This window comes from Couchioplanes azureus (assembly GCF_014648355.1).
Lineage (GTDB): Bacteria > Actinomycetota > Actinomycetes > Mycobacteriales > Micromonosporaceae > Actinoplanes > Actinoplanes azureus.
The window spans coordinates 43,804-68,436 of the sequence record NZ_BMQY01000005.1 but is presented as its reverse complement, the minus strand read 5'-3'; the positions used below and the strand labels follow the sequence as shown (position 1 = coordinate 68,436).

Annotated in this window: 20 protein-coding genes, 1 tRNA gene and 1 other RNA gene; 10 read left to right on the top strand and 12 right to left on the bottom strand. The window is 72.0% G+C overall.

Annotation, left to right across the window (positions count from 1 at the left end; translation table 11 throughout):
* Positions 1–31 precede the first annotated feature (31 nt).
* The 5 genes from ftsX to ssrA all read left to right on the top strand — a co-directional run bounded on the left by ftsX (position 32) and on the right by ssrA (position 3,984).
* Positions 32–907: a permease-like cell division protein FtsX gene (ftsX, locus tag IEY99_RS18860; RefSeq protein ID WP_189205016.1), complete on the top strand. Its 876-nt coding sequence runs from the start codon at positions 32–34 to the stop codon at positions 905–907.
* 124 nt (positions 908–1,031) lie between these two features.
* Entirely contained in the window at positions 1,032–2,297 is a 1,266-nt protein-coding gene (locus tag IEY99_RS18855) for a M23 family metallopeptidase (protein WP_229798957.1), read from the top strand.
* Positions 2,298–2,374: 77 nt separating this feature from the next.
* On the top strand, positions 2,375–2,851 hold the full coding sequence (gene smpB, locus IEY99_RS18850) for an SsrA-binding protein SmpB (protein ID WP_189205014.1): 477 nt from the start codon (positions 2,375–2,377) through the stop codon (positions 2,849–2,851).
* A gap of 48 nt (positions 2,852–2,899) precedes the next feature.
* A complete protein-coding gene (locus IEY99_RS18845) occupies positions 2,900–3,094 on the top strand; it encodes a hypothetical protein (protein ID WP_189205011.1) in 195 nt (64 codons plus the stop codon).
* Positions 3,095–3,605: 511 nt separating this feature from the next.
* Positions 3,606–3,984: a transfer-messenger RNA gene (gene ssrA / locus IEY99_RS18840) on the top strand.
* A 525-nt stretch (positions 3,985–4,509) separates the two neighbouring features.
* Here the strand turns inward: ssrA and IEY99_RS18835 are convergent.
* The 3 genes from IEY99_RS18835 to IEY99_RS18825 all read right to left on the bottom strand — a co-directional run bounded on the left by IEY99_RS18835 (position 4,510) and on the right by IEY99_RS18825 (position 7,427).
* On the bottom strand, positions 4,510–5,481 hold the full coding sequence (locus IEY99_RS18835; protein WP_189205009.1) for an anti-sigma factor RsbA family regulatory protein: 972 nt from the start codon (positions 5,479–5,481) through the stop codon (positions 4,510–4,512).
* Between the two features lie 36 nt (positions 5,482–5,517).
* Positions 5,518–6,528 (bottom strand): MEDS and STAS domain-containing protein, encoded by a 1,011-nt coding sequence (locus IEY99_RS18830; protein ID WP_189205007.1) that lies wholly within the window; start codon positions 6,526–6,528, stop codon positions 5,518–5,520.
* 92 nt (positions 6,529–6,620) lie between these two features.
* The gene (locus tag IEY99_RS18825) at positions 6,621–7,427 is read right to left on the bottom strand and encodes an S-methyl-5'-thioadenosine phosphorylase (protein WP_189205005.1); all 807 of its coding nucleotides are present in this window, start codon (positions 7,425–7,427) and stop codon (positions 6,621–6,623) included.
* Positions 7,428–7,539: 112 nt separating this feature from the next.
* Here IEY99_RS18825 and IEY99_RS18820 point away from each other — a divergent pair, with 112 nt between their 5' ends.
* Together IEY99_RS18820 and IEY99_RS18815 are read left to right on the top strand one after the other, a co-directional pair.
* Positions 7,540–8,088: a YqgE/AlgH family protein gene (locus tag IEY99_RS18820; RefSeq protein ID WP_189205003.1), complete on the top strand. Its 549-nt coding sequence runs from the start codon at positions 7,540–7,542 to the stop codon at positions 8,086–8,088.
* 71 nt (positions 8,089–8,159) lie between these two features.
* A tRNA-Ala gene (locus tag IEY99_RS18815) sits at positions 8,160–8,235 on the top strand.
* A 727-nt stretch (positions 8,236–8,962) separates the two neighbouring features.
* Here IEY99_RS18815 and IEY99_RS34335 read toward each other — a convergent pair.
* The 3 genes from IEY99_RS34335 to IEY99_RS18800 all read right to left on the bottom strand — a co-directional run bounded on the left by IEY99_RS34335 (position 8,963) and on the right by IEY99_RS18800 (position 11,324).
* On the bottom strand, positions 8,963–9,952 hold the full coding sequence (locus tag IEY99_RS34335; protein WP_229798956.1) for an AraC family transcriptional regulator: 990 nt from the start codon (positions 9,950–9,952) through the stop codon (positions 8,963–8,965).
* Positions 9,953–10,109: 157 nt separating this feature from the next.
* A complete protein-coding gene (locus IEY99_RS18805; RefSeq protein ID WP_189205001.1) occupies positions 10,110–10,532 on the bottom strand; it encodes a hypothetical protein in 423 nt (140 codons plus the stop codon).
* A 36-nt stretch (positions 10,533–10,568) separates the two neighbouring features.
* Positions 10,569–11,324 (bottom strand): ZIP family metal transporter, encoded by a 756-nt coding sequence (locus IEY99_RS18800; RefSeq protein WP_189204999.1) that lies wholly within the window; start codon positions 11,322–11,324, stop codon positions 10,569–10,571.
* A 58-nt stretch (positions 11,325–11,382) separates the two neighbouring features.
* On the opposite strand from IEY99_RS18800, the gene IEY99_RS18795 reads away from it, so the two are divergent.
* Positions 11,383–11,811, top strand: coding sequence for an MmcQ/YjbR family DNA-binding protein (locus IEY99_RS18795; protein ID WP_229798953.1), 429 nt, complete (start codon positions 11,383–11,385; stop codon positions 11,809–11,811).
* 5 nt (positions 11,812–11,816) lie between these two features.
* Here IEY99_RS18795 and IEY99_RS18790 read toward each other — a convergent pair whose 3' ends face one another.
* A complete protein-coding gene (locus IEY99_RS18790; protein ID WP_189204997.1) occupies positions 11,817–17,036 on the bottom strand; it encodes a diguanylate cyclase in 5,220 nt (1,739 codons plus the stop codon).
* Between the two features lie 199 nt (positions 17,037–17,235).
* Here IEY99_RS18790 and IEY99_RS18785 point away from each other — a divergent pair, with 199 nt between their 5' ends.
* Positions 17,236–17,601: a DUF2510 domain-containing protein gene (locus tag IEY99_RS18785; protein WP_189204995.1), complete on the top strand. Its 366-nt coding sequence runs from the start codon at positions 17,236–17,238 to the stop codon at positions 17,599–17,601.
* Here IEY99_RS18785 and IEY99_RS18780 read toward each other — a convergent pair.
* Positions 17,576–18,940: an MFS transporter gene (locus tag IEY99_RS18780; RefSeq protein WP_189204993.1), complete on the bottom strand. Its 1,365-nt coding sequence runs from the start codon at positions 18,938–18,940 to the stop codon at positions 17,576–17,578. The two genes, IEY99_RS18785 and IEY99_RS18780, sit on opposite strands and share 26 nt — an antisense overlap.
* 74 nt (positions 18,941–19,014) lie before the next feature.
* On the opposite strand from IEY99_RS18780, the gene IEY99_RS18775 reads away from it, so the two are divergent.
* Complete coding sequence (locus IEY99_RS18775; protein WP_189204991.1) at positions 19,015–19,920, top strand: LLM class flavin-dependent oxidoreductase; 906 nt, start codon at positions 19,015–19,017, stop codon at positions 19,918–19,920.
* A 4-nt stretch (positions 19,921–19,924) separates the two neighbouring features.
* On the opposite strand, the gene IEY99_RS18770 is transcribed toward IEY99_RS18775, so the two are convergent.
* The 4 genes from IEY99_RS18770 to IEY99_RS18755 are packed head-to-tail and all read right to left on the bottom strand — an operon-like array spanning position 19,925 to position 24,572.
* A complete protein-coding gene (locus tag IEY99_RS18770) occupies positions 19,925–20,575 on the bottom strand; it encodes a GntR family transcriptional regulator (RefSeq protein WP_189204989.1) in 651 nt (216 codons plus the stop codon).
* 48 nt (positions 20,576–20,623) lie between these two features.
* Positions 20,624–22,159, bottom strand: coding sequence for an RICIN domain-containing protein (locus tag IEY99_RS18765; protein WP_189204987.1), 1,536 nt, complete (start codon positions 22,157–22,159; stop codon positions 20,624–20,626).
* The gene (locus tag IEY99_RS18760) at positions 22,156–22,854 is read right to left on the bottom strand and encodes a PulJ/GspJ family protein (RefSeq protein ID WP_189204985.1); all 699 of its coding nucleotides are present in this window, start codon (positions 22,852–22,854) and stop codon (positions 22,156–22,158) included. Before IEY99_RS18760 ends, IEY99_RS18765 begins: the two co-directional genes overlap by 4 nt.
* On the bottom strand, positions 22,851–24,572 hold the full coding sequence (locus IEY99_RS18755) for a putative Ig domain-containing protein (RefSeq protein WP_189204983.1): 1,722 nt from the start codon (positions 24,570–24,572) through the stop codon (positions 22,851–22,853). The genes IEY99_RS18760 and IEY99_RS18755 overlap by 4 nt, the downstream gene beginning before the upstream one ends.
* Positions 24,573–24,633: the final 61 nt, after the last annotated feature.

Sequence of the window (24,633 nt, the reverse complement as noted above, 5' to 3'; positions counted from 1 at the left end):
TTCGAACGCGGAGTCCCGGAAGGAACCCCCGATGCGTTTCAAGTACGTCCTCAACGAGGTGCTGGTCGGTCTGTGGCGTAACGTCACCATGACCATCGCCATGATCATCACCATGTCGGTGTCGCTGACCATGCTCGGCGCCAGCGTGCTGATGTACATGCAGGTCGACCAGATGAAGGACTTCTACTTCGGCAAGGTCGAGGTATCCGTCTTCCTGAACGACAACGTGAGCGAGGCCGAGCGCGCCGCCATCGGTCAGGCGATCGACGCGAGCCCGCTCGTGCAGTCCAAGGAGTACGAGAGCCGCGAGGCGGCGTACGAGAAGTTCAAGGTCCTCTGGCGCAACTCGCCCGACTTCGTGAACTCCGTGCGCGCGGACAGCCTGCCCGAGTCGTACCGGGTCAAGCTCAAGGACCCGGAGCAGTACGAGGCCTTCAACCAGCAGATCGCGAAGACGCCGGGCATCCAGGACATCGTCGACCAGCGCGAGCTGCTGGACAAGATCTTCAAGATCTTCAACACGGTCCAGGTGATGGCGCTGGGGGTGGCGGCCTTCATGGCCCTGGCGGCGCTGTTGCTGGTCGGGAACACCATCCAGGTGGCCGCGTACAGCAAGCGCCGCGAGGTCGCCGTCATGAAGCTGGTCGGCGCGTCCAACTGGTTCATCCAGGCGCCGTTCGTACTCGAGGCGGTCGTCGCCGGCCTGATCGGCGCGATCCTCGGCTTCGGCATCATCTTCACCCTCAAGATCGTCCTGCTCGACGGCCGGCTGCAGGCCCTCGCCAACGTCCTGACGCCGATGTCCAACGGTGACGTCTGGCTGATGCTGCCGCTGCTGGCGGCGGTGGGCGCGGGCGTCAGCGCGATCACCGCCTGGGTCACTCTGCGCTTCTACCTGAAGGTCTGAGGCCGGAGCGCCCTCTCGGGCGACAAGCACCGATCGCCGCGTATCTCGGATGAGATGCGCGGCGATCGCCGTTCTGCACGATTTCACCGAAAAGCTCCGGAAAGTCAGAGTACGGTGACTCTTCGTGGAGCCCAAGAGTCGCCGACATCGCCGCTTCCGTGCCGCGCTGACCGTGTGCCTGAGCGCGCTCTGCACCGCAGGCCTCCTGGTCACCGTGCCCGGCGCGGTGCACGCCGACCCGTCGGCCGACGACGCCCGCCGGGCGAGCCGGGCCGTCGACCGGGCCGAGGCGATCCTCGAGGACGCCACCGCGACCGCCCGCAACGCCGCCCGCCGGCTGGAGATCGCGACGGCAGCCCTGCCCGCGGCGCAGAAGAAGGTCGCCGCCTCGCGTGGCGTCGTCGCCGCCGCCTCGGTGCAGGCCGCGACCGCCCGGCGCAAGGCCGACACCGCCCGGGCGGCGTACGACCGCAGCGCCACCGCCTTCGAGAAGGCCCAGAGCCGGGTGGACCAGGCCCGCGAACGCGTCGACGACATCGCGGCCGTGTCGTACATGGGCGGCACCATCGCCACGGTCAACGTCCTCGTCGGGGCCCGCGGACCACAGGACGCGATCGACCGGATCGGCCTCATCGAGCAGGTCATGCGCAAGCAGCAGGAGGGCGTCGACGAATTCGTCGGGGCGCGGCGCACGGCCCGTACCCATCAGGACCGTGCTGGGCTCGCCAAGCGCGCCGCCGAGGACGCCGAGCGCGACGCCGCCGACAAGCTCGCCGCGGCACGCAGCGCCCAGGCGGCCGCCCAGCGCGCCCGGGCCACCATGATCAAGCTCGCGGAGAGCCGCAAGGCGGCCCTGCGCCTCGCCCGCTCCCAGCGCGCCGCGGTGCTCGCCAAGTACGAGCAGGCCAAGGCCGAGGAGGAGCGGATCCAGGCCGCACTGCGCGGCTGGGACGAGAAGAACGGCGGCGGCCCCTACACCGGCGGCGTGCTCCGGATGCCCGTCCACGGCTGGAAGACCAGCGACTTCGGCAACCGGTACGACCCCTACTACCGGGTGTGGCAACTGCACGCGGGCATGGACATCGCCGCCGGCGGCGGGACCCCCATCCACGCGGCGGCGAGCGGCCGGGTCGTCCAGGCCAGCTGGAACGGCGGGTACGGCAACTACACCTGCATCAACCACGGCCGGCAGAAGGGCACGAGCTTCACCACCTGCTACGGCCACCAATCCAAGATCCTGGTCCGGTACGGCGAACACGTCCGCCGCGGCGAGGTCATCGGCCGCGTCGGCACCACCGGCGCGTCCACCGGATTCCACCTGCACTTCGAGACGCGCTTCGGCGGCGTACCGAGGAATCCGGCGCATTATCTGCCGCGCTGTCTGTGCTGACCCGGCGCTAAGATGGAAAGGTCCGGCCGAACGGCCGGGCCTTTTTTCTGCAGTGTCATCCGGGTGGGGAGCCGAACATGCCGCGCGAACAGGGGCGCAAGGTCGTGGCCTCGAACCGCAAGGCCCGCCACGACTACGCGATCCTCGCCACCTACGAGGCCGGCATGGTGCTGACCGGCACCGAGGTCAAGTCGCTGCGCGCCGGACGGGCGTCCCTGGTCGACGCCTTCGGCCACGAGAACCAGGGCGAGATCTTCCTGCACGGCATGCACATCCCGGAGTACACCCAGGGCACCTGGACCAACCACGAGCCCCGCCGCACCCGCAAGCTGCTCCTCAAGCGCGAGGAGATCAGCAAGCTGATGGGCAAGCTCCGCGACGACGGCGTCACCCTCGTGCCACTCCAGGTCTACTTCCACAACGGGTACGCGAAGGTCGAGCTCGGCCTGGCCAAGGGCAAGAAGGCGTACGACAAGCGCCAGGACCTCGCCGCCCGCGACGCCAACAAGGAAATCAACCGAGCGCTGGGGCGCCGGAGCAAGGGCATGGATTGACGGATATCCTCGCCGCGGCCCGTTCCACCGCGCGCGAAGGGACCACCAATGCCCGGCAAACACGCCGAGAGACAGATCGGCCTGCCCCGGTACTCGTTCGTCGTCGCCGCCGCCACGCTGCTCGTCATCCTGGTCGCCTGGGTCGCCGTCCGCATGGTCGGCCCGGACGAGCGCAGGACACCGATCCTGGTCGTGCCGTCCACGTCGCCCACGGCCCCGGCCGGCCAGCCGCCGCCGGGCTGACCGCGACGCCGGCCGCCGTACCGTCCGGGTCCGCCCGCGGCCGGCCACTGCCGCGCTGGCCGCGTCCCCCCACGGCCGGCCAGCCCTCCGTGGCCCGCTAGCCCTCCGGGGCCCGCTAGCCCTCCGTGGCCCGCTAGCCCTCCGTGGCCCGCTAGCCCTCCGTGGCCCGCTAGCCCTCCGTGGCCCGCTAGCCCTCCGTGGCCCGCTAGCCCTCCGCGGCCCGCTAGCCCTCCACGGCCGGGCTAGCCCTCCGCGGCCCGCTAGCCCTCCGCGGCCCGCTAGCCCTCCACGGCCGGGCTAGCCCTCCGCGGCCCGCTAGCCCTCCACGGCCCGCTAGCCCCCAGCCGCGCTCACCGCGTTCCCCCCATGGCCGGCCAGCGCCCGCCGGATCGACCGCGGCGCCGGCCGCCGTGGTGAACGGCACACCCACCGCACGGGCCGATACCGGAATGAACTCCGGGCGCGGACACGTTAGTCTTGTACGGCTACCGCAGTAGCGGTGGCGCTACGAGGGGGTGACTGGTTTCGACTTCGTACGTGGAGACAGGGGAAGCGAGCCGAGGAAGCCGACGTCGTCTCGAGAATCGGTCGTCGGAAAACAATAAGCGCCAAGGATAACTCCCGCGCTGACTTCGCTCTTGCCGCCTGAGGTAAGTAGCAAGTCTGTCGGACTGAGCACACCTCCGGCTCAGATCTCCGGCATCAGCTAGGAGGTTGGCCAATCGGTCCCGGTCGCGGGGACCGTGCGGCGAGATCAATCAGCGACTGGGCCCGTCACACCGACTCGCTCACGTGATCGGTGGGGCCGAGTAGAGGCACAGTGAGCTGCGCTCGGAGAAGCCCTGACGAAACAACGAAGGACCCGGGTTCGATTCCCGGCACCTCCACGAGTCCCTGGGGCCCCCTGTCCGCGGAAAGCGCGGACCGGGGGCCTCGTCTTGTCTGCTCCGGGGGCCGAGCCCCCGGAGACCCCGCGGTGCGGTGGCGGGGTTTGGGCGTTTGTTGCGGTTGGTGGCGCCTGCGGCGGGCGCCTGCGGCGGGCGCCTGCGGCGTTGGGCGGCTTCGCCTGACGCTTCGCTTGGTCTTGGCGCCTTTCTTCACCTTTCCTGCTGCGTGCGGGCCGCCGCCCGCCGCCGTGTCCCGTCCGCCGCCGTGTGCCGAGTGAGGCCTGTTCCACGGCGTGACGCCCGCGGGCCGCCGCCCGCGGCCCGCTGCCGTCCGCCGCTGCCCGCTGCCGTCCGCCGCTGCCCGCTGCCGTCCGCTGCTGCCCGCTGCCCGCTGCTGCCCGCTGCTGCCTGCTACCCGCTGCCCGCTGCCCGCTGCTGCCCGCGGCCCGCCGCCGCCACGACACCGAGCTCCGCCTCGTGTCGTACGCCGCCGTGTGCCGGTCGTGTTGGGTGCGGTTCCTTTTTGCTTTATTGGTGGGCTTTTGGGTGGTGGAGGGCTCGGGTTCCTAGGTACTTGTGGAGGCGGATTGTGGTGGTGGTCGGGGTTGTGTGGGTGCGGACCAGGTCGCAGAGGTCGTTGGTGAGGATCAGGCCGTAGCCGCGGGGGTGGTCCGGTGGGGGCAGGAGGCGGCCGGCGAGGGGGTTGGCCAGGTGGCCGGTGTCGTCGACCTGGCAGATGAGGACGCCGGGTTCGGTCCAGATGGTGATGCGGCCCCGGCCCCGGGTGTGTTCGAAGGTGTTGGCGGCCAGTTCGTTGGCGGCCAGGACCAGGTCCTCGGTCGCCTCCGGGGAGAGGGATGCGGCGGCGTGGCGGCGTACGAAACAGCGGACCGCCGCCAGCGTCGAGTACTCGCCGTAGGCCAGGGTCTCCGCGTCCGGGGGCGGCGGGGGGAGCTCGTGGTTGAAGCTCGATGCCGTCTCGAACGGGTCGGCGTACCGGTCGCTGATGTACAGGGCGCCGGCGTCGATCATCGTGGGGTGGGTGCGCCAGGCGTCCTCGACCATCGGCGGGGGTAGCCGCTCGATGTCGTACGGGCAGAGGATGGCGGCGTCGTGGTCGGCGAAGGCCGCGTTGATCAGCGCCTCGTGTGCGACGCAGGCGGGATATTCCAGCGCCGTGCGGCCCTGCCAGATCGGCTCGCCGATGATGGACACCCGGCGGCCCGGGTGGTCGGCGGCGAAGGTGAGCAGCACGCGCGGGATGATCCGGCCCGGGTTACGGCCGGCCACCGCCATGTCGGCGAAGACGACCCGGTCGGCGACGTCGGCCAGTGCCTCCCGCACCAGGTCGAGGTTCGTCCCTGGGACCGCCACCAGGACGGGTTCGCCGTCGGCTACGGCGGAGCGGACGAATGCGGTGGTGCCCGCCACGTACTCGTGCTCGTTGCGGTACAACAGCGCCGGATGGTCGAAGCGTGGAACGGACCTGGGGCCGGTCATTCGAGAATCCCTCTTCGCACGCTCGGGTGCAGTCGGTCATGCGGAGTCTGCCTCGGCGTCCGGGTCGGGCGCGTGCGCTGCGGGGAAGCCGAGTCGGTCACTGTGGAAATCGGGTCGTTCACTGCGGAAGTCCAGTCGGTCTCCGGAAAAATCGAGTCGGTCGCCGCGGAGGTCGAGGACGTCCCGGCCACTGCGCCGGGCGAATGTCCCCCGGCCGCCGTGGAAGTCGAGCAGCCGGGACAAGGTCGGCGAGCTGCCCACGAGGCGTAGACGGCCCGCGGATCGGTCCACGGCTCGCGAGAGGATGCGTCCGGCCGCCGTGTCGGCGAACCGCAGCCCGGACACGTCGATCTCCGCCACGGAGCCGTCGTCCGGCTGGCGGTCGACCAGGTGCTCGATCACCGACGCGAGCGCCTGCCGGTTGAAGATGTCCGCCTCGCCCGCCAGGCGCAGCCCGTACGGATCCCGGGTGAGCCGCATGCGCAGCGCGGACGCCGGGTCGAACGGCATGTCGGTGCCGGCGGCCCCGGGATGCGTCCCGGTGTGCCGGCGCAGGCTCAGCGGATCGAAGAGCCGGCGGTCGTACGCGCACACCCCCAGCAGATAGCCCTCGGCGAAGAACACGTTCAGCCCCGCTTCGAAGGCGGGCAGCCGCTCGGCGCCCGGCACCGACCGGCTCGCCCACGACATGTCGGCGATGAGCCGCAGGCCCGGGAACCCGTCGCGGCGTGCCCTGTCCCGCTCCTCCCGCAGGAAACCCATGGCCACGTCCGGGTCGAAGGCCCCGGCGGCGGTCAGCCAGGACGACTCCGCCGTCGCCGTCCGGAGGCTTCCGGACGCCAGCGCCTCGGTGGTGCGCACACCGTGCCGCTCGATCGCGGCGAGGACCGCCTCGGGATCATCACCGCAGTAGACGGTCCTGTCGCGTTGGCCCAGTCCGGCGCCGACGACGTCGGCCAGCGTCCGCAGGCGAACGGTTTCGTCGTCGACGATCCAGCAGACATGATCACCACGGGTGATCTGACCGAGGAGCGCTGTCCCGGACACGAATCTTCCCTACCCGTTTCGCGGCTGTAAGACTTCACCGTACTCGCTGAAACGGTTGCGCAGGGTAACTCGTGGGGGTGATGTGGCGACGGCTAGGGAAGCTCGATCGGAAGCTTGATGCCGTCCAGCGTCGAGGCGCAGGCGCACTCCCGCTCGGCCGGCAGCCGCGTCACGGCGTCCAGCAGAATCCCGCGCAGCTTCGCGGTGTTCTCCGTGAAGACCCGGAAGACCTCGCTCATGGTGACCCCGTGCTCGCCCTCGACGCCGGCATCCAGGTCCGTCACCAGCGCGATGGCCGTATAGCAGAGCGCCAGCTCCCGGGCGAGTACCGCTTCCGGGTGACCCGTCATGTTGACGATCGACCCGCCGATCTCGGCGAACCAGCGCGACTCCGCCCGGGTCGAGAACCGCGGCCCCTCGACCACCACCATCGTGCCGCCGTCGACGGGGCGGACCCGTTCCCCGGCGGCGAGCACCGCGCGGCGGCCGACCGGGCAGTAGGGGTCCGCGAACGACACGTGCACCGCGCCGCTGTCGTAGTACGTCTGGGGTCGGCCGCTGGTCCGGTCGATCAGCTGGTCGGGCACGACGAAGGTGCCGGGGCCCAGCTCAGGGCGCAGACCGCCGACGGCGCAGGGCGCGACGATCTGGCGTACACCCAAGGAGCGCAACGCCCACAGATTGGCCCGGTAGGGAATCTTGTGCGGCGGGAAGCGGTGGTCGCGGCCGTGCCGCGGCAGGAAGGCCACCCGCCGGCCGCCGACCTCGGCGATCGTGATCCGATCCGACGGCGCACCGTAGGGCGTGGACACGTCGTGCTCCGTCGCGCCGTCCAGCAGGGCGTAGAGACCGGATCCGCCGATGACGCCGATCTCCGCCTCCGGGTGTCGCTCGTTCATGCGCAGACCTTATCGGTGGCCCGAACCGCAAGCTAATGTCCAAGCATGGCGGGAGAGCGAGGCTGTCGTGTTCAGTGAAGAGCAGCGTGTCGGAGGTCGGTCGGTGGAATCGATGACCGGTCAACTGCTGGTCGCGACCCCGACGCTGAAGGACCCCAACTTCGACCGTACGGTCGTGCTGCTCGTCGCCCACGAGACCGGCGGCGCCCTCGGTGTGGTGCTGAACCGGGCCACCGAGGTCCCGGTCGCCGACGTCCTGGGCGACTGGGGCGCCCTCGCGGGCGACCCGGCGGTCCTCTTCGAGGGCGGCCCGGTCCAGCCCGAGTCGGCGATCTGCCTGGCCCGCACACGCCCCGAGATCAAGAAGCGGGTCTCCGGCTTCCACCAGGTCGCGGGCAGCCTGGGCACGGTCGACCTCTCCGCCGACCCGGACCGCATGCGCGAGAGCGTGGCGGGCATCAGGGTCTTCGCCGGATACTCGGGCTGGTCCGCGGGCCAGCTCGAGGACGAGATCGCGGCCGGCTCCTGGTTCGTCTTCGACGCCCTCCCGGGCGACCCCTTCGTGAACCGCCCGGACGACCTCTGGGCCATGGTCCTTCGCCGCCAGGGCGACATCCTGGCGGCGGTCGCGCACTTCCCGCCCGACGTCTCGCTGAACTGAGCCCCTCCCGCGAACGGGGGCCCGACGGGTGTGTACTATTCCCTCTGTGCCCGGGCGACCGGACATGGCAAGGGGCTGTGGCGCAGCTGGTAGCGCACCACACTGGCAGTGTGGGGGTCAGGGGTTCGAGTCCCCTCAGCTCCACCAGGAGAAATTGGCCCGGACTTCGGTCCGGGCCATTTTTGTGCCGGATCACGCCTCCATGCCGGAAACTCGGTGAGAGATTCGCCTCGCACGGGCCTGGACCGCAGCCGAGCAGGCCCAGGCGGCTGCCGCCCAGGCCTAGACGGCCGCCGTCCAGGCCGCCATCGAGGGTGCCGCCACGCGGAAGGCTGCCACCGGGGCGGCCGCCGCACAGAATCCGCGGAGAGCGCCCGGAAGCACGCCGACAGCGTCCTCCTCGCCGCCGACAAGGCCCTGTCGCACGCCGTCGCGGCGCAGCAGGCATTCGAGCGGGCCGAGGCGGCCGAGCGGGAGCGGGAGCGCAAAACTCGGGCGGATGCCATCGCCGGTGGCGGCGACCTGACGGCAGTGCCGGGTGACGACCAGGCTCCGACGCGGCGGGAATCCGGGGAGCGAACAGGAAGGCCCGGAAACGAAGCGCCGGCGCGGCCGGCATTGACGCAACGGGTCCGGCGGGGCTGCATGGAGTGGTGAGCCCGGAAGACGATGGCAGCACGACGAGCGCCGAGAAAGTCGGGGAGCATCTCGATTTCGCGGAACGCGCGCGTACCCGGGCGGAGGAGATCGCGCTCACCGCGGAGGTGCTCCAGGATCGAGCGGAGGGTGCCCAACGGTTCGCCAAGGAAGCGATGAAGAGGATCAACGAGCGGAGGACCCGGAAACCCGCTCGTCCGTAGGCCTTTCAACAAGTTCAGGTTCGCAGCGTCTCGCCCGGTAGCACGCCGTGGGCCGCGCGGTAGGCCGCGGCGAAGCGGCCGGTGTGGGTGAAGCCCCATCGGGTCGCGATGGCCGCGACGGTGTCGCCGCGAGCCGGGTCGGCGCGTTGCAGTTCTCGTCGCGCGAGTTCCAGCCGTACCTGGCGCAGGTATCCCAGGGGCGTCGTACCGAGGTGCCGGCGGAAACCGTACTGCAGGGCGCGGGCGCTGGTGCCGGCCGCCGCGGCGATCTCGCTCAGCTGGAGTGGCAGGTGGGCGTGGGCGTCGATGTGGGCGACAGCGCGGCGGACCGCCGCCGGCGCGACGGTGCCGGGGCCCGGCACGTGCTGACGGTTCATCGTCGTGTTCGGGAAGACCTGCAGGGCGGCGGTGGCGACCGTGCGGGCGAGGTCTTCGGCGAGCAGCGGTGAGCTCAGCGGCGAGACCGGATCCATCAGGGCTCCGCTGACCAGGCCGAGCAAGGACCGCCAGTAGCGACGCATCGGTGCCGAGATCGGCGTGACGCCGTGGAACTTCAGCTCCGCGGCGGGCACGCCTGTCGTGTCCTCGGCAACCCGGTCGATCCGGTCGCTCGGCAGCCGCAGGGTGGTCACGTCGAAGTGGTGCATGACGAAATCGACCGGGACCCCGAGGGGATAGAACGCGATGTCCCCCCTGGACGCGATGGTGTCCGCGCCGCGAGCTTTCACCTGCACGCTGCCGGCGTGCACGAGGAAGAACACGTAGTCCCGAAAGCCCTCGGCGGTGGTGGTGCCACGGTAGTCGATGGACGTGCGCACCCGGTCCGCGCCGATCAAGGCGGTGTCGTGGGTCAGCGCCGAGAACTGTGCGCCGTTCCGGACCGGCGCGAACCGTGACTTGTTGCCGGCGTACACCTGCCGGATGAACTCGGTGATCTCGGCGTCGTCGTGGGATGAGAACGACGACCGCCGCACCAGACCGGATTGCGTCTGCGGTGCTGACATGCAGCCTCCCCAGAATGCTAGGGCGGGATGTCAGTGGATTCTGCGCCCGGCCGGCTCGCTCAGCAACGGCTGAAGCCGGCAGTCGCCCCCAATCCCGACGAAGTGACCCGGTCCTGGCCACCAACGGGTGACCGGAACCCGAGGCCGGCCCGGGATCTCAACCGCCAGGGTTGTCCCAATCGCGCAGGTCCGCCTCGATCTCCCGCTGGTCGGCGGTGCGGTCACGGGCGTCGGCGGACTTCTCGCGGAGGTCCGCGAGTCGCTCTCGCTCGTCGGCGGTGGCGTCGCGCTCGTCGGCGGCGGCTTCCCGGCGATCGGCGTGCCGATCCCGGGCGTCGGCCTCCTGCCGGCGCGCCTCGAGGGAACGTTCCCGGTCCCTCGCCCGGGTGTCGCGTGCTCCGGCCGCCTCGTCGCGCAGGTCGGCCACGGTCGACCGTTGCTCCAGCTCGACGTCTCGCTGGTCGGCCACGGCGTCGCGCTCGTCCGCGGTGGACTCGCGTTCGGCCATGAGCTTCTCCCGCTCGCCGATCCGTTGCTCACGGTGGGCGAGGGCCGTTTCGCGATCTTCATCACGTTCCACGCCACACATCTTAGGACAGCGGCGCGGGCTCGTGGGTCAGCCGTCGCTCGTGGACAGTGCGAAAGCGCAGAGGAAGCCCAGCACCAGGATCAGGCCCATCGCCAGGTGCGTACGCTCGAACGCCTCGGGGATCATCGTGTCGGCGATCATGGTGATGATGGCGCCGGCGGCCAGCGCGGTGATGAACGCGAGGACGGCGGGCGCGGCGCCACCCAGCAGCAGGTGACCGGCGACCGCCGCGACACCGCTGAGTACGGCGATGCCGCCCCACAGGCCGAAGACGTATCCCCGGGAGCGGCCGGCCCGGCGCATGCCGGCGGCGCTGGCCAGCCCCTCGGGCACGTTGCTGATGAACACGGCGGTCACGGTCACGGCCGAGACGGCCCCGCCGCCGAGCAGGCTCGTCCCGATGACGATCGACTCCGGCACCCCGTCGAGCAGCGCGCCGAGCGCCAGGGCCGTCCCGGAGCCGCCCTGCTCGTCCTCGGACGGCTGCAGGTCCCCGGAGCGCTTGCGATGCCGCGCCCCGCGGCGGGCCAGCAGCATGTTGCAACCGGTGTAGACCAGCGCCCCGGTGGCCGTCCCGGCGGCCGTGGGCGCCAGCCCGGCGCGCTCGTGGGCCTCGGCGACCAACTCGAACGAGACGGCGGACAGCAGCACGCCCGCGCCGAAGGCCATGATCGACGCGATCAGCTTCTGCGGGATGCGTACCAGATAGCCCGCGGCCGCGCCGATCAGCAGCGCCGACCCGCCCACCAGTCCCCAGCCACCCGCTTCGACCCATCCCGGCACCCGTGCACCATGCCCTCGGCGGCCGCACGGAAACCCGGGACCTCGGCTACGGTGGTACGTGTCGTACGACGATGACCGGCCGGCTCGTGTGGAGGACGTGCACGAACTGGCGTTGAGCATGCCCCACGTGACCGTCGAGTACGGCACCGGCGACAACCCGGTCTACCAGGTGGGCAGGAAGTCCTTCATCTTCTTCCGTAACCCCCGGCCGGACGCGGTCGACCCCGCCACCGGCGAGCGCTATGCGGACGTGATCGTCTTCTGGGTCGAGTCGGACGCGGACAAGCAGGCGCTGATCCAGGACGAGTCGTCGCCCTTCTTCACGACGGCCCACTTCGACGGCCATCCGTCGGTGCTGCTGCGGGCCGGCCGGATCGGCGAGCTGACGCGCCGGGAGCTGGCCGAGCTGATCCAGGACGCGTGGCTGTCCCGGGCCTCCGCGCGCCGGGCGGACGCCTGGTTGAAGGCACACCCGCCGGCGAGCTGAGGCCGTCAGTCGAGGGCGACCTGGTTGCGGCCGGCCTGCTTGGCCCGGTAGAGCGCATGGTCGGCGCGGGCCAGGAGGGCGTCCAGGCCGTCGTCGGACGGGGTCAGCCGGGCCAGGCCGACGCTGATCGTCACCGGGACGGGGCCGACCCGCGTCTCCACCGGGGTGGCCTCGATGGTGGCGCGCATCCGCTCGACCACCTCCAGGTCGGCGCCCGCGTGATCGGGCAGGACCACCGCGAACTCCTCGCCGCCGTAACGGCCCAGGACGTCGGACGAGCGGATGCCGGCCGCGACCCGCCGGGCCACCTCGGTGATGACGTCGTCGCCGGCGCCGTGCCCGTACGCGTCGTTGACCCGCTTGAAGTGGTCGATGTCGAGCATCACCGCGGCGATCTGCCGGCGGTTGCGGCGGGCCACCTCGACGAGGCTGCCGGCGAGGTCGTGGAAGTGCCGGCGGTTGGCGACCCCGGTGAGGCCGTCGACGGTGGCGAGTTCCTGCACCTGGCTGAAGAGCTGCGCGTTGTCGTACGCGCTGACGCCCTGGCTGGCGAGGGCGGCGCAGATGTCGCGCCGGCTGTCGTCGAAGGCGGCCGCGGTGAGGACCACGACGCCGGCCAGGCGGTCGCGGGCGACGAGCGGGACGACGAGGGCGGCGCCGGACGGGTCGAGCACGCCGTGCAGTACGGCCGGTACCGGGCCCGCCTCGGGCGCGCCGGCGACGTCGAGCCCCTCGTGGCGAGCGCCCAGATGACCGGGATCGGTCTCGCCGTAGACGTCGGCCACGGTGAGGGCGCCGTCCAGCGGGTCCGGCAGCAGCAGGGCGCCGCCGGTGGCGGCGGCGTTCTCGGCCAGGGTGGCGAACAGGCGGTCGAGGACCTGCCGCGGCTGGTGCAGCGAGTTCAGCTCGGCCAGGCTGGTACGCAGCAGCTCGGCCAGCTCCTGCTGGTGGCGGGCGGTGCGCACGGCGACGTCGAGCTGGGCGGCGCGCGCGGTCTCCAGGGCGACCGCGACGTGGCTGACGACGGCGGTCAGCACGTCGACGTCGTCGGAGGTGAAGACGCCGCGGGCGAGCCGGCTGTCCAGGTAGACCACGCCGGTGGGGCGGCCCTTGAGCAGGACGGGGGCGACGATGATGCTGCGCAGGCCGTGCGCGACCACGCTGTGCGAGCCGAGGGCCGCGCCCTGGTCCGTGCCGGTGACGACGACCGCCTCGCCGCTCTCGTGCACCCGGTGGATCAGGGTGGAGCCGTAGTCGGTGACCGTGTCGAGGTCCGCCCCGCCCGCGTCGCGGCCGGCGAAGCGGCGCAGCCGGCCGGTGCCCTCGTCGCGCATGAACAGCAGGGCGCGTTCGCCGCCGAGGATGCGCAGCGTCTCGTCGAGGGCCACCCGAGCCAGCTGGTCGGGGTCGAGGACGGTGGCGGCGGCGACGCTCACCTGCTGCAGCGCCTCCAGCCGGCGGTTGCGTTGCGGGTCGGCGAGCCGGGTGCCGGCGTGGCCGTACCGTTCGGCCGAGCGGCTCCGGTCGACGCCGAACTCGGCGCGTACCTGGCGGATGCGGTGTTCCCAGCCGTGCGTCTCGGCCATGGCCGCGGCCAGCTCGGCCTGCCGCTCCGACTCCGCGACCCGGCCCAGCCGGCGCATCGCCCGGGCCCGGATCCGGGCCAGGTCGAAGCCGAGCAGCGGCGCGTCCAGCGACCACCACCGGGCCTCCGCCCGATAGGCGGCGGCGATCGCCGCCTCGGCGCGGCCGGACTGCTCCAGGAGAGCGGCCCGCGCCACGTCGTGGTAGGCCTTGATCAGCGGGGTACGGGCGATGCGCCGCAGCTCGCGCACGGCCTTGCGGGCGGCGGCGAGCCGGGCCGGCCGGTCCGCCTCGTCGGCGAGTCGCAGCTGCGCCAGCCGGCCGGCGGCGCGGAACACGAAGAACCAGTGGTGGAACACGAACATCTCGCCGCGGGTCAGGCGCATCCGCTCGAACTCGGCCACCGCCGTGTCGAACGGTTCGCCGAACTCACCCTGCTCCAGCGAGAGGAACAGGTTGGCCACGGCGATGTTGGCGCGCTGCGACACCGACGCGCCGTGCGCGACGGCTTCCCGCACGGCGGCCAGGGCCTCGGCGGCGTCGCCGTGCCGGCCCTGCAACGCCGGCGTCATCGCCCCGAGCAGCGAGAAGAAGTCCGCCGTCAGGTGCGAGGTGCCCGGCGGCAGCAGCGCCAGGCCGCGCTCGTGGGTGGTGCCGGCCGTGGTGGCGTAGCCGCGCAGCAGCTGCCGGATGCCCATCCAGCCGTAGCCGGTGAGGAACTGCGCCGGGGCCAGCCAGCGGGCGTCGCGGTGGATCGACCGCTCCCACGAGCTGCCGTCGTCGACCCCGGAGAGGTGCGTGGAGGTGCCGAGCAGCCAGGCGACGTACGCCTTCAGCGCCGGGTCGCCGACCGTCGTGGCGGCGTCGCCGGCCCGGGCGAAGCAGCGCCGGGAGATCGGGCGCAGCCCGGCCAGGGCACAGAAGAAGCCGAGCATCGCGTACGCCCGGGCGTACGGCGCGCCGGGTCCGAGCCGGTTCACCAGGTACAGCGAGCGCAGCGCGTAGAGCGCGGCCCGGATCATGCGGAGCCCGATCGTCGACCCGTAGGCGGCGGCGTCGAGGAGTTCGGCGCGCCGGCCGAAGTCGTCCCGGCGCTGCCCGGTCGCCGTGCCGGCACCGATGCCGGTGCGGCGGACGAGGGCTCCCGCGACCGCCGCGCCGAGCGCCGACAGCACCAGGGGGAGCGTCCGGCGCGGCACCGGGTGACCCAGCTCGGCCAGCGCCCGGGTGGCCGCGTCGACGGAGGGCGCGTCCGCCCAGGAGGTGTGCTCCAGCTCGGCCAGGGTGGCCCACAGCTCGGCCCGGGCGCGGGGGTCGGGCTCGGCGGCGATGGCCCGGTGCAGCCCGTCGCGAGCCTCGGCGAACCGGCCCGTACGCAGGTAGGCCCGGCCGAGCGCGTGTGCCACGGCCGTGGGTACCGGCCGGCCCAGCTCGGCGGCGGCCGCGGTGGCCGCCTCCAGATAGCCGGCGGCCTCGGCCGGGGCCTGGTCGGCGAGCGCCTGGGTACCGGCGGCCACGGCGCTGCGGTAGCGGGCCTCGGCGCCGCTCGCCGCCCCGGCCGCCGCGTGGTGCCGGGCGACCGCGTAGGCGTGGCCCAGCTCGCGGTCCGCCACGGCGAGCGCCTCGAGCGCCTCGCCGGCCCGCTGGTGCAGCCGTCGCTCCCGGTCCGCGGGCAGCTCGGCGAGGAGCGCGTCCCGTACGCCCGGGTGGACGAAGGTGTAGTGACCGGCCGTGCCGCCGTCCACGAGGCGCCGCGCCGCCGCCGTGCCGACCGCGGCCGCCACCTCGTCGTTAGGCAGCTGGCCGGTGGCGGCCACCAGGTCCAGCCGGAACCGGTTGCCGAGCACGGCGGCCACGGCGAGCACCGCCCGCTGCGCCGCGGAGAGCCCGTCCAGCCGAGAGACGATCAGCTCGCGGCCGCCGCCGGCGGGGAGCGCCTCCAGCCCCTGGCTCGCCAGCCGCCACGTGCCCCAGTGCGGCACCAGCAGGCCGCCCTCCACCAGGTCCCGCAGGTACTCGACGGCGGCGAGCGGCAGGCCGCCGCTGCGCGCGGCGACGTGCGAGGTGAGCTCCGCCGGCGCGGTGGCGCCCGGCAGCCGCGAGGCCACCAGGGCCGCGACGGCGGACTCGGCGAGGGGCGCCACGGGAACCGTGGCGTCCAGCGCGGCGCCGCAGGCGGCCCGGACGGCGGCGAGGTCGGCGCCGTCCGGCGCGGTCAGCACGACGAGCAGCGGCACGCCCGGGACGCCGTCGGCGACCGCGGTCAGCACCCGCAGCGTGGCCGGGTCGAGGTGGTGCGCATCGTCCAGTTCCAGCAGCAGGCCGCCGCAGCCGCGGGCGAGCTCGGCCAGGAAGGTGGCCAGGGCGGCGGCGAACTGCTCGTCGCGGCCCTGGCCGGCCGTGTCGGTGCCGCCGCCGAGCAGGTCGGCGAGGGCCGGCGAGGCGGTGCGGACCAGGGCGGTGCCGGCGAGCGTGGCGGCGGCCCGCAGCCGGTCCCGGGCAGCGTCGCCCTGCGGCCCGGACAGCCGGCGTACGCCGTCGGCGTAGCGTTCCAGCGCGGCGCGCAGGGCCGCCAGCGGCGCGTCCGGCTCGGGCGCGTTGCGGGCGCGCAGCGCGACCGCTCCCGAGCCGGTGACGATCTCGGCGAGGGCCGCGGCCAACCGGGTACGGCCGGCGCCGGACGGGCCGTGCACCAGCACCATGCCGCCCTCGCCCTCCGTGGCGGCGGCCCAGCGGGCGGTCAGCGCGGCGAGCTCGGCGTCCCGGCCCACCAGCGGCAGGTCCGCGGCGGGCACCTCGGCCCGGCCGGCGGCGTCCGTGCAGCGACGCAGGGCGAGCAGCAGCTCGCGGGCGTCGGGGAACCGGTCGTCCGGGTCCTTGGCCAGCAGCCGGTCGATCACCGCGGCCAGCTCCGGGGAGCCGTCCGGGCACAGTTCCCGCAGGTCCGGCGGGGGGCAGACCGCGTGCAACCGGAGCAGCTCGCCGATGTCGGCGGCGTCGAACGGCGGCCGGCCGGCCAGGCACTCGAACAGCACCACGCCGAGGGAGTACAGGTCGGAGCGGCCGTCGACCGGCCGCCGCAGCATCCCGGCCTGCTCCGGCGCGGTGTACCGGAAGGTGCCGACCGCCTGGTCGGCGAAGTCCCCGCCGTCCGCCGCGGCCAGCCCGAAGTCGATCAGGGTGGCCGGTCCGCCGGGCGGCAGCATGATGTTCTGCGGCTTCAGGTCGCGGTGCACCAGGCCGGTGCGGTGCGCGGCGGCGAGCGCGCCGGCCAGCTCGACGGCCAGGCTCAGCACCCGGTCCTGCGGCAGCGGCCCGTCGGCCAGCGCGTCGGCCAGGGTCGGGCCGTCGATCAGCTCGGTGACGATGGCGGCGTGGCCCTCGTAGAGGCCGACCGCGCGGGGCTTCAGGACGCCGGGGTGGTCGACGCCGGCCAGTAGCGCCGCCTCCCGGCGGAACGCGACCAGGGATTTCTCGTCGGCGGCGTGACGGGCGTGCTTGAGCGCGTACCGGGAGGTGCCGTCGTGGACCCGGAACACCGTGGTCGCGGCGCCGCGGCCGAGCACCTCCTCGACCACCAGGCCGGTCAGTTCGGGTACGTCGGCGCCGGCCCGCCCGGCCGTGTCCCACCCGCCGCTCATCGTCCCGCCCCATCTCACGTCGCCGGAGCCCGCGTGGTGCGGGGGCTCCGGAGCAAGACATCGGCGGGTGGCCCCCGAAGCTGAGCTTGAGGCACCCTTGAGCTTCGCCGGCTCAGGAATCGGCGCGCCGTGCCGATAGGCCGCGTCACGACGGCTCGCGGTGCGACAGAACGGGCAGGCAATGTACGAGGGATACACGGTGGCAGGCACCGCCGTGGCCGGGTGGTACCACGACCCGAGCGGCCTGCCTGCCCAGCGCTGGTGGGACGGATACGCCTGGACCGCTCATACCCGCCCATTCGTTGCGCAGATGCCGGCGCCGACCCGTCCGACGTCGACGGCCGGCGTCGCCACCTTGATCCTGGGCCTGGTGAGCCTCTTCGGCGGGTTCCTGCTGATCCTTCCCGTCCCGGTGACCTGGGCGGTCGGGCACGTCGCGCTCAAGGAGACCAGGGACGGCCGGATGAGCGGCCGCGGCCTGGCGATCGCGGGCAACGCCCTCGCCTGGCTCGCGTTCGTGCCGACCGTCCTCTGGACGATCAACCTGGTGTTCGGCAACGCCTGAGCGGCGAAGCGGGCAGGCGGCCACCGGCGGACAGCAGGATCGCCAGGGCCAGCAGAGCTGTCGCGATCATGAACGTCACGCGCATGCCGGCGGCGACCGCCGGGGGACTCGCCGTCGCCGGGTCCGTGGCAGCGGAGGCCAGGGCGAACACCGTACCCATGGCGGACGCGCCGGTGATGAGGCCGAGGTTGCGGGACAGGGTGAGCATTCCCGAGACCGATCCCCGCCGGTCGGGCCGGACGTCCAGCATGACGGCGGTGTTGTTGGCGGCCTGGAAGAGCTGGTAGCCCGGCGTCAGCACGACCATCGCCGCGAGATAGCCCGCCAGGCCCCACATCGCCGGCAGGATGGTCAGGGCGAGGGTGCCGGCAACCAGCGTGCCGAGTCCGGTGAGGACGGTGAACGGCGCGCCTCGCCGGTCGACCATGCGGCCCGCCGGGACCCCGGTGAGGGCGGAGACGACCGGGCCGGCCGACATCACCAGCCCGGTGAGCACCGCGCCGAGCCCGAGCGCGCGGGACAGGTAGAACGGCCCGACCACCAGCGTCGTCATCATCACCGTCGAGACCAGCGTGTTCGTGAGCAGCCCGGCGCTCAGCGCGCCAGCGCGCACGATCCGCGACCGCAGCGCCGGTGTGGCGATCACACCGACGGCGACGGCCGCCAGCAGCACCAGCGTGAGCCCGCCGGCGCCGATGGTGACGGCCACGGAGTAGGCGGCGAGCGCGAGAGCGAGCAGAAGCGTCTTCCGTACGCCGGAATCGTGGTCCTCGGTCTGCCGATGGCCGGCCGGAAGATGGCGGTGGGCGAGGACGAGGTTCAGCACACCCAGCGGCGCGAGGACGCCGAAGACGGACCGCCAGCCGGGACCGGCGAGCAGCAGACCGCCCAGCGACGGGCCGAGGGCGGTGCCGACCGCCGACATGGTGCCGAGCAGGCCCATGGCCCGGCCCGTCCGCTCCCGCGGCACCGTGTCGCGGACCAGGGCCACCGTGAGGGCCATCAGGACGGCAGCCCCCAGACCCTGCAGGGCCCGGGCGGCGATGAGCGTGCCGAGCGTGGGTGCGATGCCACACAGGACCGAGGCCGCGGTGAACAGCACCGTCCCGGCGGAGAGCACCCGGCGCCGGCCCAGCGTGTCACCGAGGCGGCCGGCACCGACGATCGCGACGGTGATGGCCAGAAGATAGGTCAGGACCACCCACTGGACCGCCGGGAAGGAGGCGTCGAAGGCCTCCGCCAGCGTCGGGAGGGCGACGTTCGCGATGCTCGTGCCGAGGGAGGACAGCAGCATCGACAACGCCAGGCCGGCAACTGCCCATCGAGGGGAGGAGGTCATGGCTGCCAGGCTCGTCGGCCGGCCGGCGGACCGGCAAAGATCGTTGCCGAAAGTGGGAAGGGCACAATGCGGGGATGGCCGACTTCGCACTCCAGGTCCAGCCGCTCGACGCGCGGGAGTGGCTCGAAACCGCCCGCCGGGCCGAGGCGGCCGGCTTCGACACACTGCTCGCCGCCGACCATCCGGGGTCCTGCGCCTCGCCGTTCGTCGCCCTCGCCGCGGCGGCCGCGGTCACCCACGAGATCAAGCTCGGCTCGTACGTCGCGAACGCCGGGGTGCGCGAGCCCATGCTGCTCGCCGCGGACGTCGCCACCCTGGACGTGATCTCCGGCGGCCGGGCCGTGCTCGGGATCGGCGCCGGCCACACACCCTCCGAATGGGACGCGGTGGGGCGGGTACGGCCCGGCGTGCGCGGCCGGGCGGACCGCTGCATCGCCGTCGCGGAAGCCACGGTACGGCTGCTCGCCGGCGAGAAGGTCACCGTCGCCGAGCCCGGCCTGACGATGCTGGACGCCTTCCTCGACAAACCCCGGCCGGTCCAGGAGCGGATCCCCCTGCTGGTCGGCACGGCCAACTCGCGCCTGCTGCGCTGGGCGGGCGCTCGCGCCGACATCGTCGGGCTGACCGGCTTCGGGCGGACCAGGTCCGACGGTCACCAGCACGAGGCCCGCTGGCGGCTGGCCGACATCGACGCGCAGGTCGCGCTGGCCCGCGAGGGCGGCGACGCGGTGCTCGAAGCGCTGGTCCAGCACGTCGAGATCACCGACGACGCGCCGGCCGTGCTCGGCGAGCACGCCGCCCGGCTGGGCATGAGCGTCGGCGAGCTCCGCGAGGTGCCGTTCATGCTGGTCGGCACCGAGCAGGAGATCGCCGCGGCGGTGCACCGCAACCGCGAACGGTGGGGGATCGCGCGTTACGCCGTACGCCGCAACGCGCTGGACGTCCTGGCCCCGTTGCTGCCGGCGCTGGCCGCGGTCTAGCGGCTCACTCCGCCAGCAGCTCGCGCTCGACCTTCACCCGGAAGTCCGCGTAGATCTGCTTGTAGCGGGCGACCGCGGCCTGGTTGTCGCCGCGCTCCAGCAGCGCGAGGACCTCCTCGTGACCCGTGATCCAGGTCTGCCACAGGTCGCTGTCCGCGCCCATGGCCAATATCCGCAGTGTACGGGCGACCACGAGATCCACCATGGACTGCAGCTCACGGTTGCCGCTGGCCAGGATCACGATGGTGCTGAAATCCGCGCCGGCCGCACCCGCCGCCAGCACGTTGCCGGCCCGCAGACCCTCGACGAACTCACGCTGGCGCTGCCGCATGAGATCGAGATGGGTCGCGGTGAGGTTCTCCACCCCCCACTCGAACCCCGCGCAGGCCAGGACGCTCATCACGTCGATCAGTTCGAGGGCGTTCTTCTGCGTCACCTTGGTGACGTGGCGCGTACGGTTCGGCGCGATGTCGATCAGACCCTCGACCGAGAGCTGGGCGATCGCTTCCCGCACCGGCGTGATGCTGACCCCGAGGCGGGCGGCGAGCTCCGCGTCCTTGACCAGCGTGCCGGGCGGAAGCTCCCCCGTGACGATCTCGTTGCGAAGCTGACGCACCACGGCGGCCGTACGGGTCGGCGGGACCGTGTAGGACATACGCAGAGCCTACCGACCGTCACACAACGCTGTGTTTCCGGCTGTCGCCTACTTCTCCGTGGTGCCGCTCCGCGTCTTGTCGCCGTTGTAGGAGGGTGGGGCGTTCCACTTCTGCAGCGGAGAGTTGGAGCAACGAGCCGTCCTCACCTTGGCCGTGCCGTCTCGGTGGGTCTCGGGGTTCTTCACGGTCAGGTCGGTCGCCGTGAGGCATTCGCCTCGGTTGCTGACGATGCTGTAGCTCGTCACCGGGTCCTTGGTGTCGCCGTACATGGTCCACATGAGGTAGGCGGGCGTGTCGGCCGGTTCCTGCCCGTTCACCCTGGCAGGACACGCGACCAGAGTGACCAGTCCGTAGGGTTCTTCCGGCTCACGAAGGCAGAAGCCGGGATTGCCGGTGCCGGCGGTGCGGAACCGTCCCTTCTGCCGTTCGGTCTTGCCGAGGGACACCGGCGGATGCTCCCACCGCTGGTTCCAGCGGACGTTGCCGTCGGGCGCCTGCTTGCAGAACCAGACGATCATGTACGTCGAGTAGACGTTGAAGTCGGTGACGTCCAGGCAGCGGCTGAACTGCTTGAAGTTGACGAGCTGCCCGGTGGCCAGGCCGGCACCGCCGGCCCCCGCCTCGGGGTCCGGCCGCCACACGTTGGCGTATTCAGCGGTGCACGGGTTGAGCACGACGTTCGTGCCCGAGGCGCTGAGGCAGAAGTTGTTGGTGGTGGTGGAGCCGAACGTGGTGCCGCGGAATCGGGAGCTGTCGTCCAGGCTCCACTGCTGGGCGGCCACCCGGCCGGCGCACTTCTGGAAGCCGACAACGGCGCCGTTCTTCACCGAGGCCGCTTCCAGGCACAGGCCGGTCGGGTAGTCGGTGGATTCCGAGCCCATCAGTTTGAGCGCGAGCTCAGGGGTGTAGGCGAAGCGCTGCTCGTCGGCACCGCCACTCTTGCACGCCTTCATCGTCAACGTCAGCTTGAGTGCGGCACTGCCGTCCATGCACATCTGAGGGTCCGTGGACGAGCTGGTGGCAAGCCGGATCAGGCCGCCGGCGGTGTTCGCGGAACTCCTTCTGAAGGTGTACGTGGTCTCGACGGTGCGGGTGTCCGAGGCGCCCTCGGTCAGAGTCGCGCTCTCCGAGCCGGTGCCGACGACCGTGAGCACGGCCTTCGTCGGCACCTCGGTCGGCGGGCAGGGCAGCTCCACCGGAGACGACCCTTCCTCGCTGTTCTCCGGCAGACCGTAGTAGGTGATCTTCACTTGGTACCGCAGACCGTCGGCGGCCTCGACACCGGTGATCTCGCAGGGAGGCAGGTCCGCCAGGTTGCCGGCCAGCGTGTCGCCGGAACCGGTCGAGGCCGCACGGAGCTGGGCGATGGCCGCGTCGAGGCCGGCGTTGGCGGCGTCGATCGACTCCGTGCGCTGATCGATGGTGCGGGTGGTGGTGACATTCTCGACGACGACCGGCACGATCGACGCGGTCAGGCTCATGGTGACCAGGCCGACCAGCATGGCCATCGGCATCGATCCGCTGTCGCGGAACGGGTCGGCGGTGCGTCCGCGCCGCCGCCGGAGCCGTTGCCTGATCTTCATGATGGCCTCCCTTCGCTGCACTGGTTGGTGGCCGGCGTCTCGCGCTCGGTGTTCAGGGCGGTGAACGAGATGTCGATCTCCGAGGCTCCGGCCGCCACCTTGGTGCTCAGGTGGACGCGGAGCCGATCGAACTCGGTGGTGAACTGCTTGCCGTACTTGGCGTTGGCGTAGGGCTTGCTGTCGATCTCCTGCAGCTCGAACGGCAGGTACTTGCCCGGGGCGGCGGCCGGCTGGCGCGAGATCTTCGTGGTGTCGATGTGTGAGGCGATGGTCATACCGCGGCTGCCCTCGGCGGGCGGGCTGCCGGGGGTCCACTCCAGGAGTTGCAGCAGTCCCTGGCCGGTGGGACTGTTCGAGCCGGGATCCGGGCCCAGCTCGAGTCGCAGCTGCCGGCACTTCTCGCCCGCCACGCCGGCGAACTCCACGTACCAGGTGTGTCCGCCTGATTCAGCGCGCACGCCTGGCTTGCTGACCCACGTGGCGTAGCGGAGGTAGCGATCGAAGCGCTGGAACGCGATGGAGAGCTGCGCCTGTGCGTCCGTCAGGGTGTCCGTCGCCTGAACGGTGCGGTACACCTGCAGGATGGCGCCGGTGAACACCAGCATCACCGCGCTCATGATCCCCATTGTCACCATGATCTCGGTGAGCGAGAAGCCCTCGTCGTCCGGGCGCGGCCGTCCATCCCGGCGGGTCATGTCACGGTCCACAGGAACACCAGGTGGGCGAGGTCCTTCTTGTTGTTCACCGTGAGCGTGACGCGATAGGTGCCCGGCTTCGTCGGTGTCCCGGACAGGCGGCCGCCCTTGGTGATGCTCACACCAGGTGGCAGGCCTCGCGCAGACCAGGTCCAGAACGCCTTCTGGGGGCCGAGCGCATCGGCGTCGATCGGCGTCATGGACACGCCGGCGCGAGTGACGACCGGATCTCCGGAAGGCGCGATGACCCTCATGTCACTTCCGCCCGCGCTCACCTCGAAGGTCACATAGATGCTCGCTCGCTGGCCGACTTTGTCGGTGACGGTCACGGTCGCGACGTACTGGGAGGCGTACTTGATGGTTCCGTAGATGATGCCGGTGCTGGCGTCGATGAACATGTCTTCCGGCAGGTCCGTGGCCGACCAGGTGTAACCCGGCTCGCCGCCGCTGGCCAGGTTCTCCTTACCCAGGTCGTAGCTGACGAACGTGCCCTTCGTCGCCGGAGCCGGGGTGTAGTCGGCCAGCGTCAGAGGTGTCGTCAACGGCCCGACGTACCAGGCGAACTTGGCGGACCTGGTGCGCGGCGCGCCGGAGTCGGTCACGGTGATCGTGGGGTAGTACGTCTGTGCGCCCGTGGTCGCGGTGCGACCGGTGATGCGACCGGTCGACGGGTCGATCGCCAGGCCGGGTGGGAGCTCGGTCGCGGTCCACTTCAGCGGAGTTCGCCCCCCGGCCGCCGTCACGGGGAGGTCGACGGCGGTGTCGTTCCGGGTCGACTGGTCGGTCGGCGCGGTCAGGACGAGGTCGTCCACCACGAGCCACTTGAAGAGGGCGTCGTCGCTCCGGCCGTCCTTGTCCGTGACCTTGATGACCACGTCGTAGTTGACCGAACCCTTCGCCGTGGGTTTGCCGCTGACCAGGCCCGAGTCGGGGTCCATGGCGAGTCCCGGCGGCAGCGTCCCGGTGTACGACCACGTCAACGGCAGCCGGCCACCTTGCGACTTGACCTGGTACTCGGGTCGGTATTGGGGGTCGGTGTCCACGTACACGACCAGGGTGTTGGGTTCGTCGATCACCTTGGGCGGCGGCTGCACGGTGTCGAAGACGGGGTCCTCGGCATCGCTGATCAGGGTGGATGCGGTGTAGACGCACTTGTCGGCGCACGCGGCGTGCTTCCAGCGGACGCCCACGACGACGCGGTAGAACGGTACGCCGCTCACGGCCTTGTCGCAGTTGCTCTCGGTCGGCGTCCCGCCGGAGCCCGATGCGACAGCTTTGCTCTGCCAGCAGCGGCCGACGTAGAAGTCCACCTCGTAGGTGGTCTTGTTGATCTCGACCGGCACGGATGTGGTCGGCAGCGGAGCCTGCTCACCCTCCAGGGAGCCCGGCAGATCCTCGTCCCAGACCCGCTCCATGTGCTCCAGCAGCGTTTCGACCTCGGCCGGGGCGGCCTTCCACTGCTCTTCCGCGGCGGCCTCGCCCCGGCCTTCCGGCAACTCGCGCGGTCGGATGGCCCGGGCTCGTTCGAGCCCGTCGTTGGCGACCTGGATCGCCACCTGATCGGTGCGCTGCCGGGAACTCATGGCTACGGAGGTGACCAGGAACGGGGCCGCCCCGGCCATCACGGTGCTGATCACGAAGAGGGCCGTCAGGACCTCGAGCAGCGACAACCCCGCGTCGCCAGGTGGCGGCGCGGTGGTGGCGCTGTGGGTTGGCATGCGTTCCTCACTGACATGGAGCTGACACCGCTCTTATCGAACGCCGAGATTCCGGATTGAG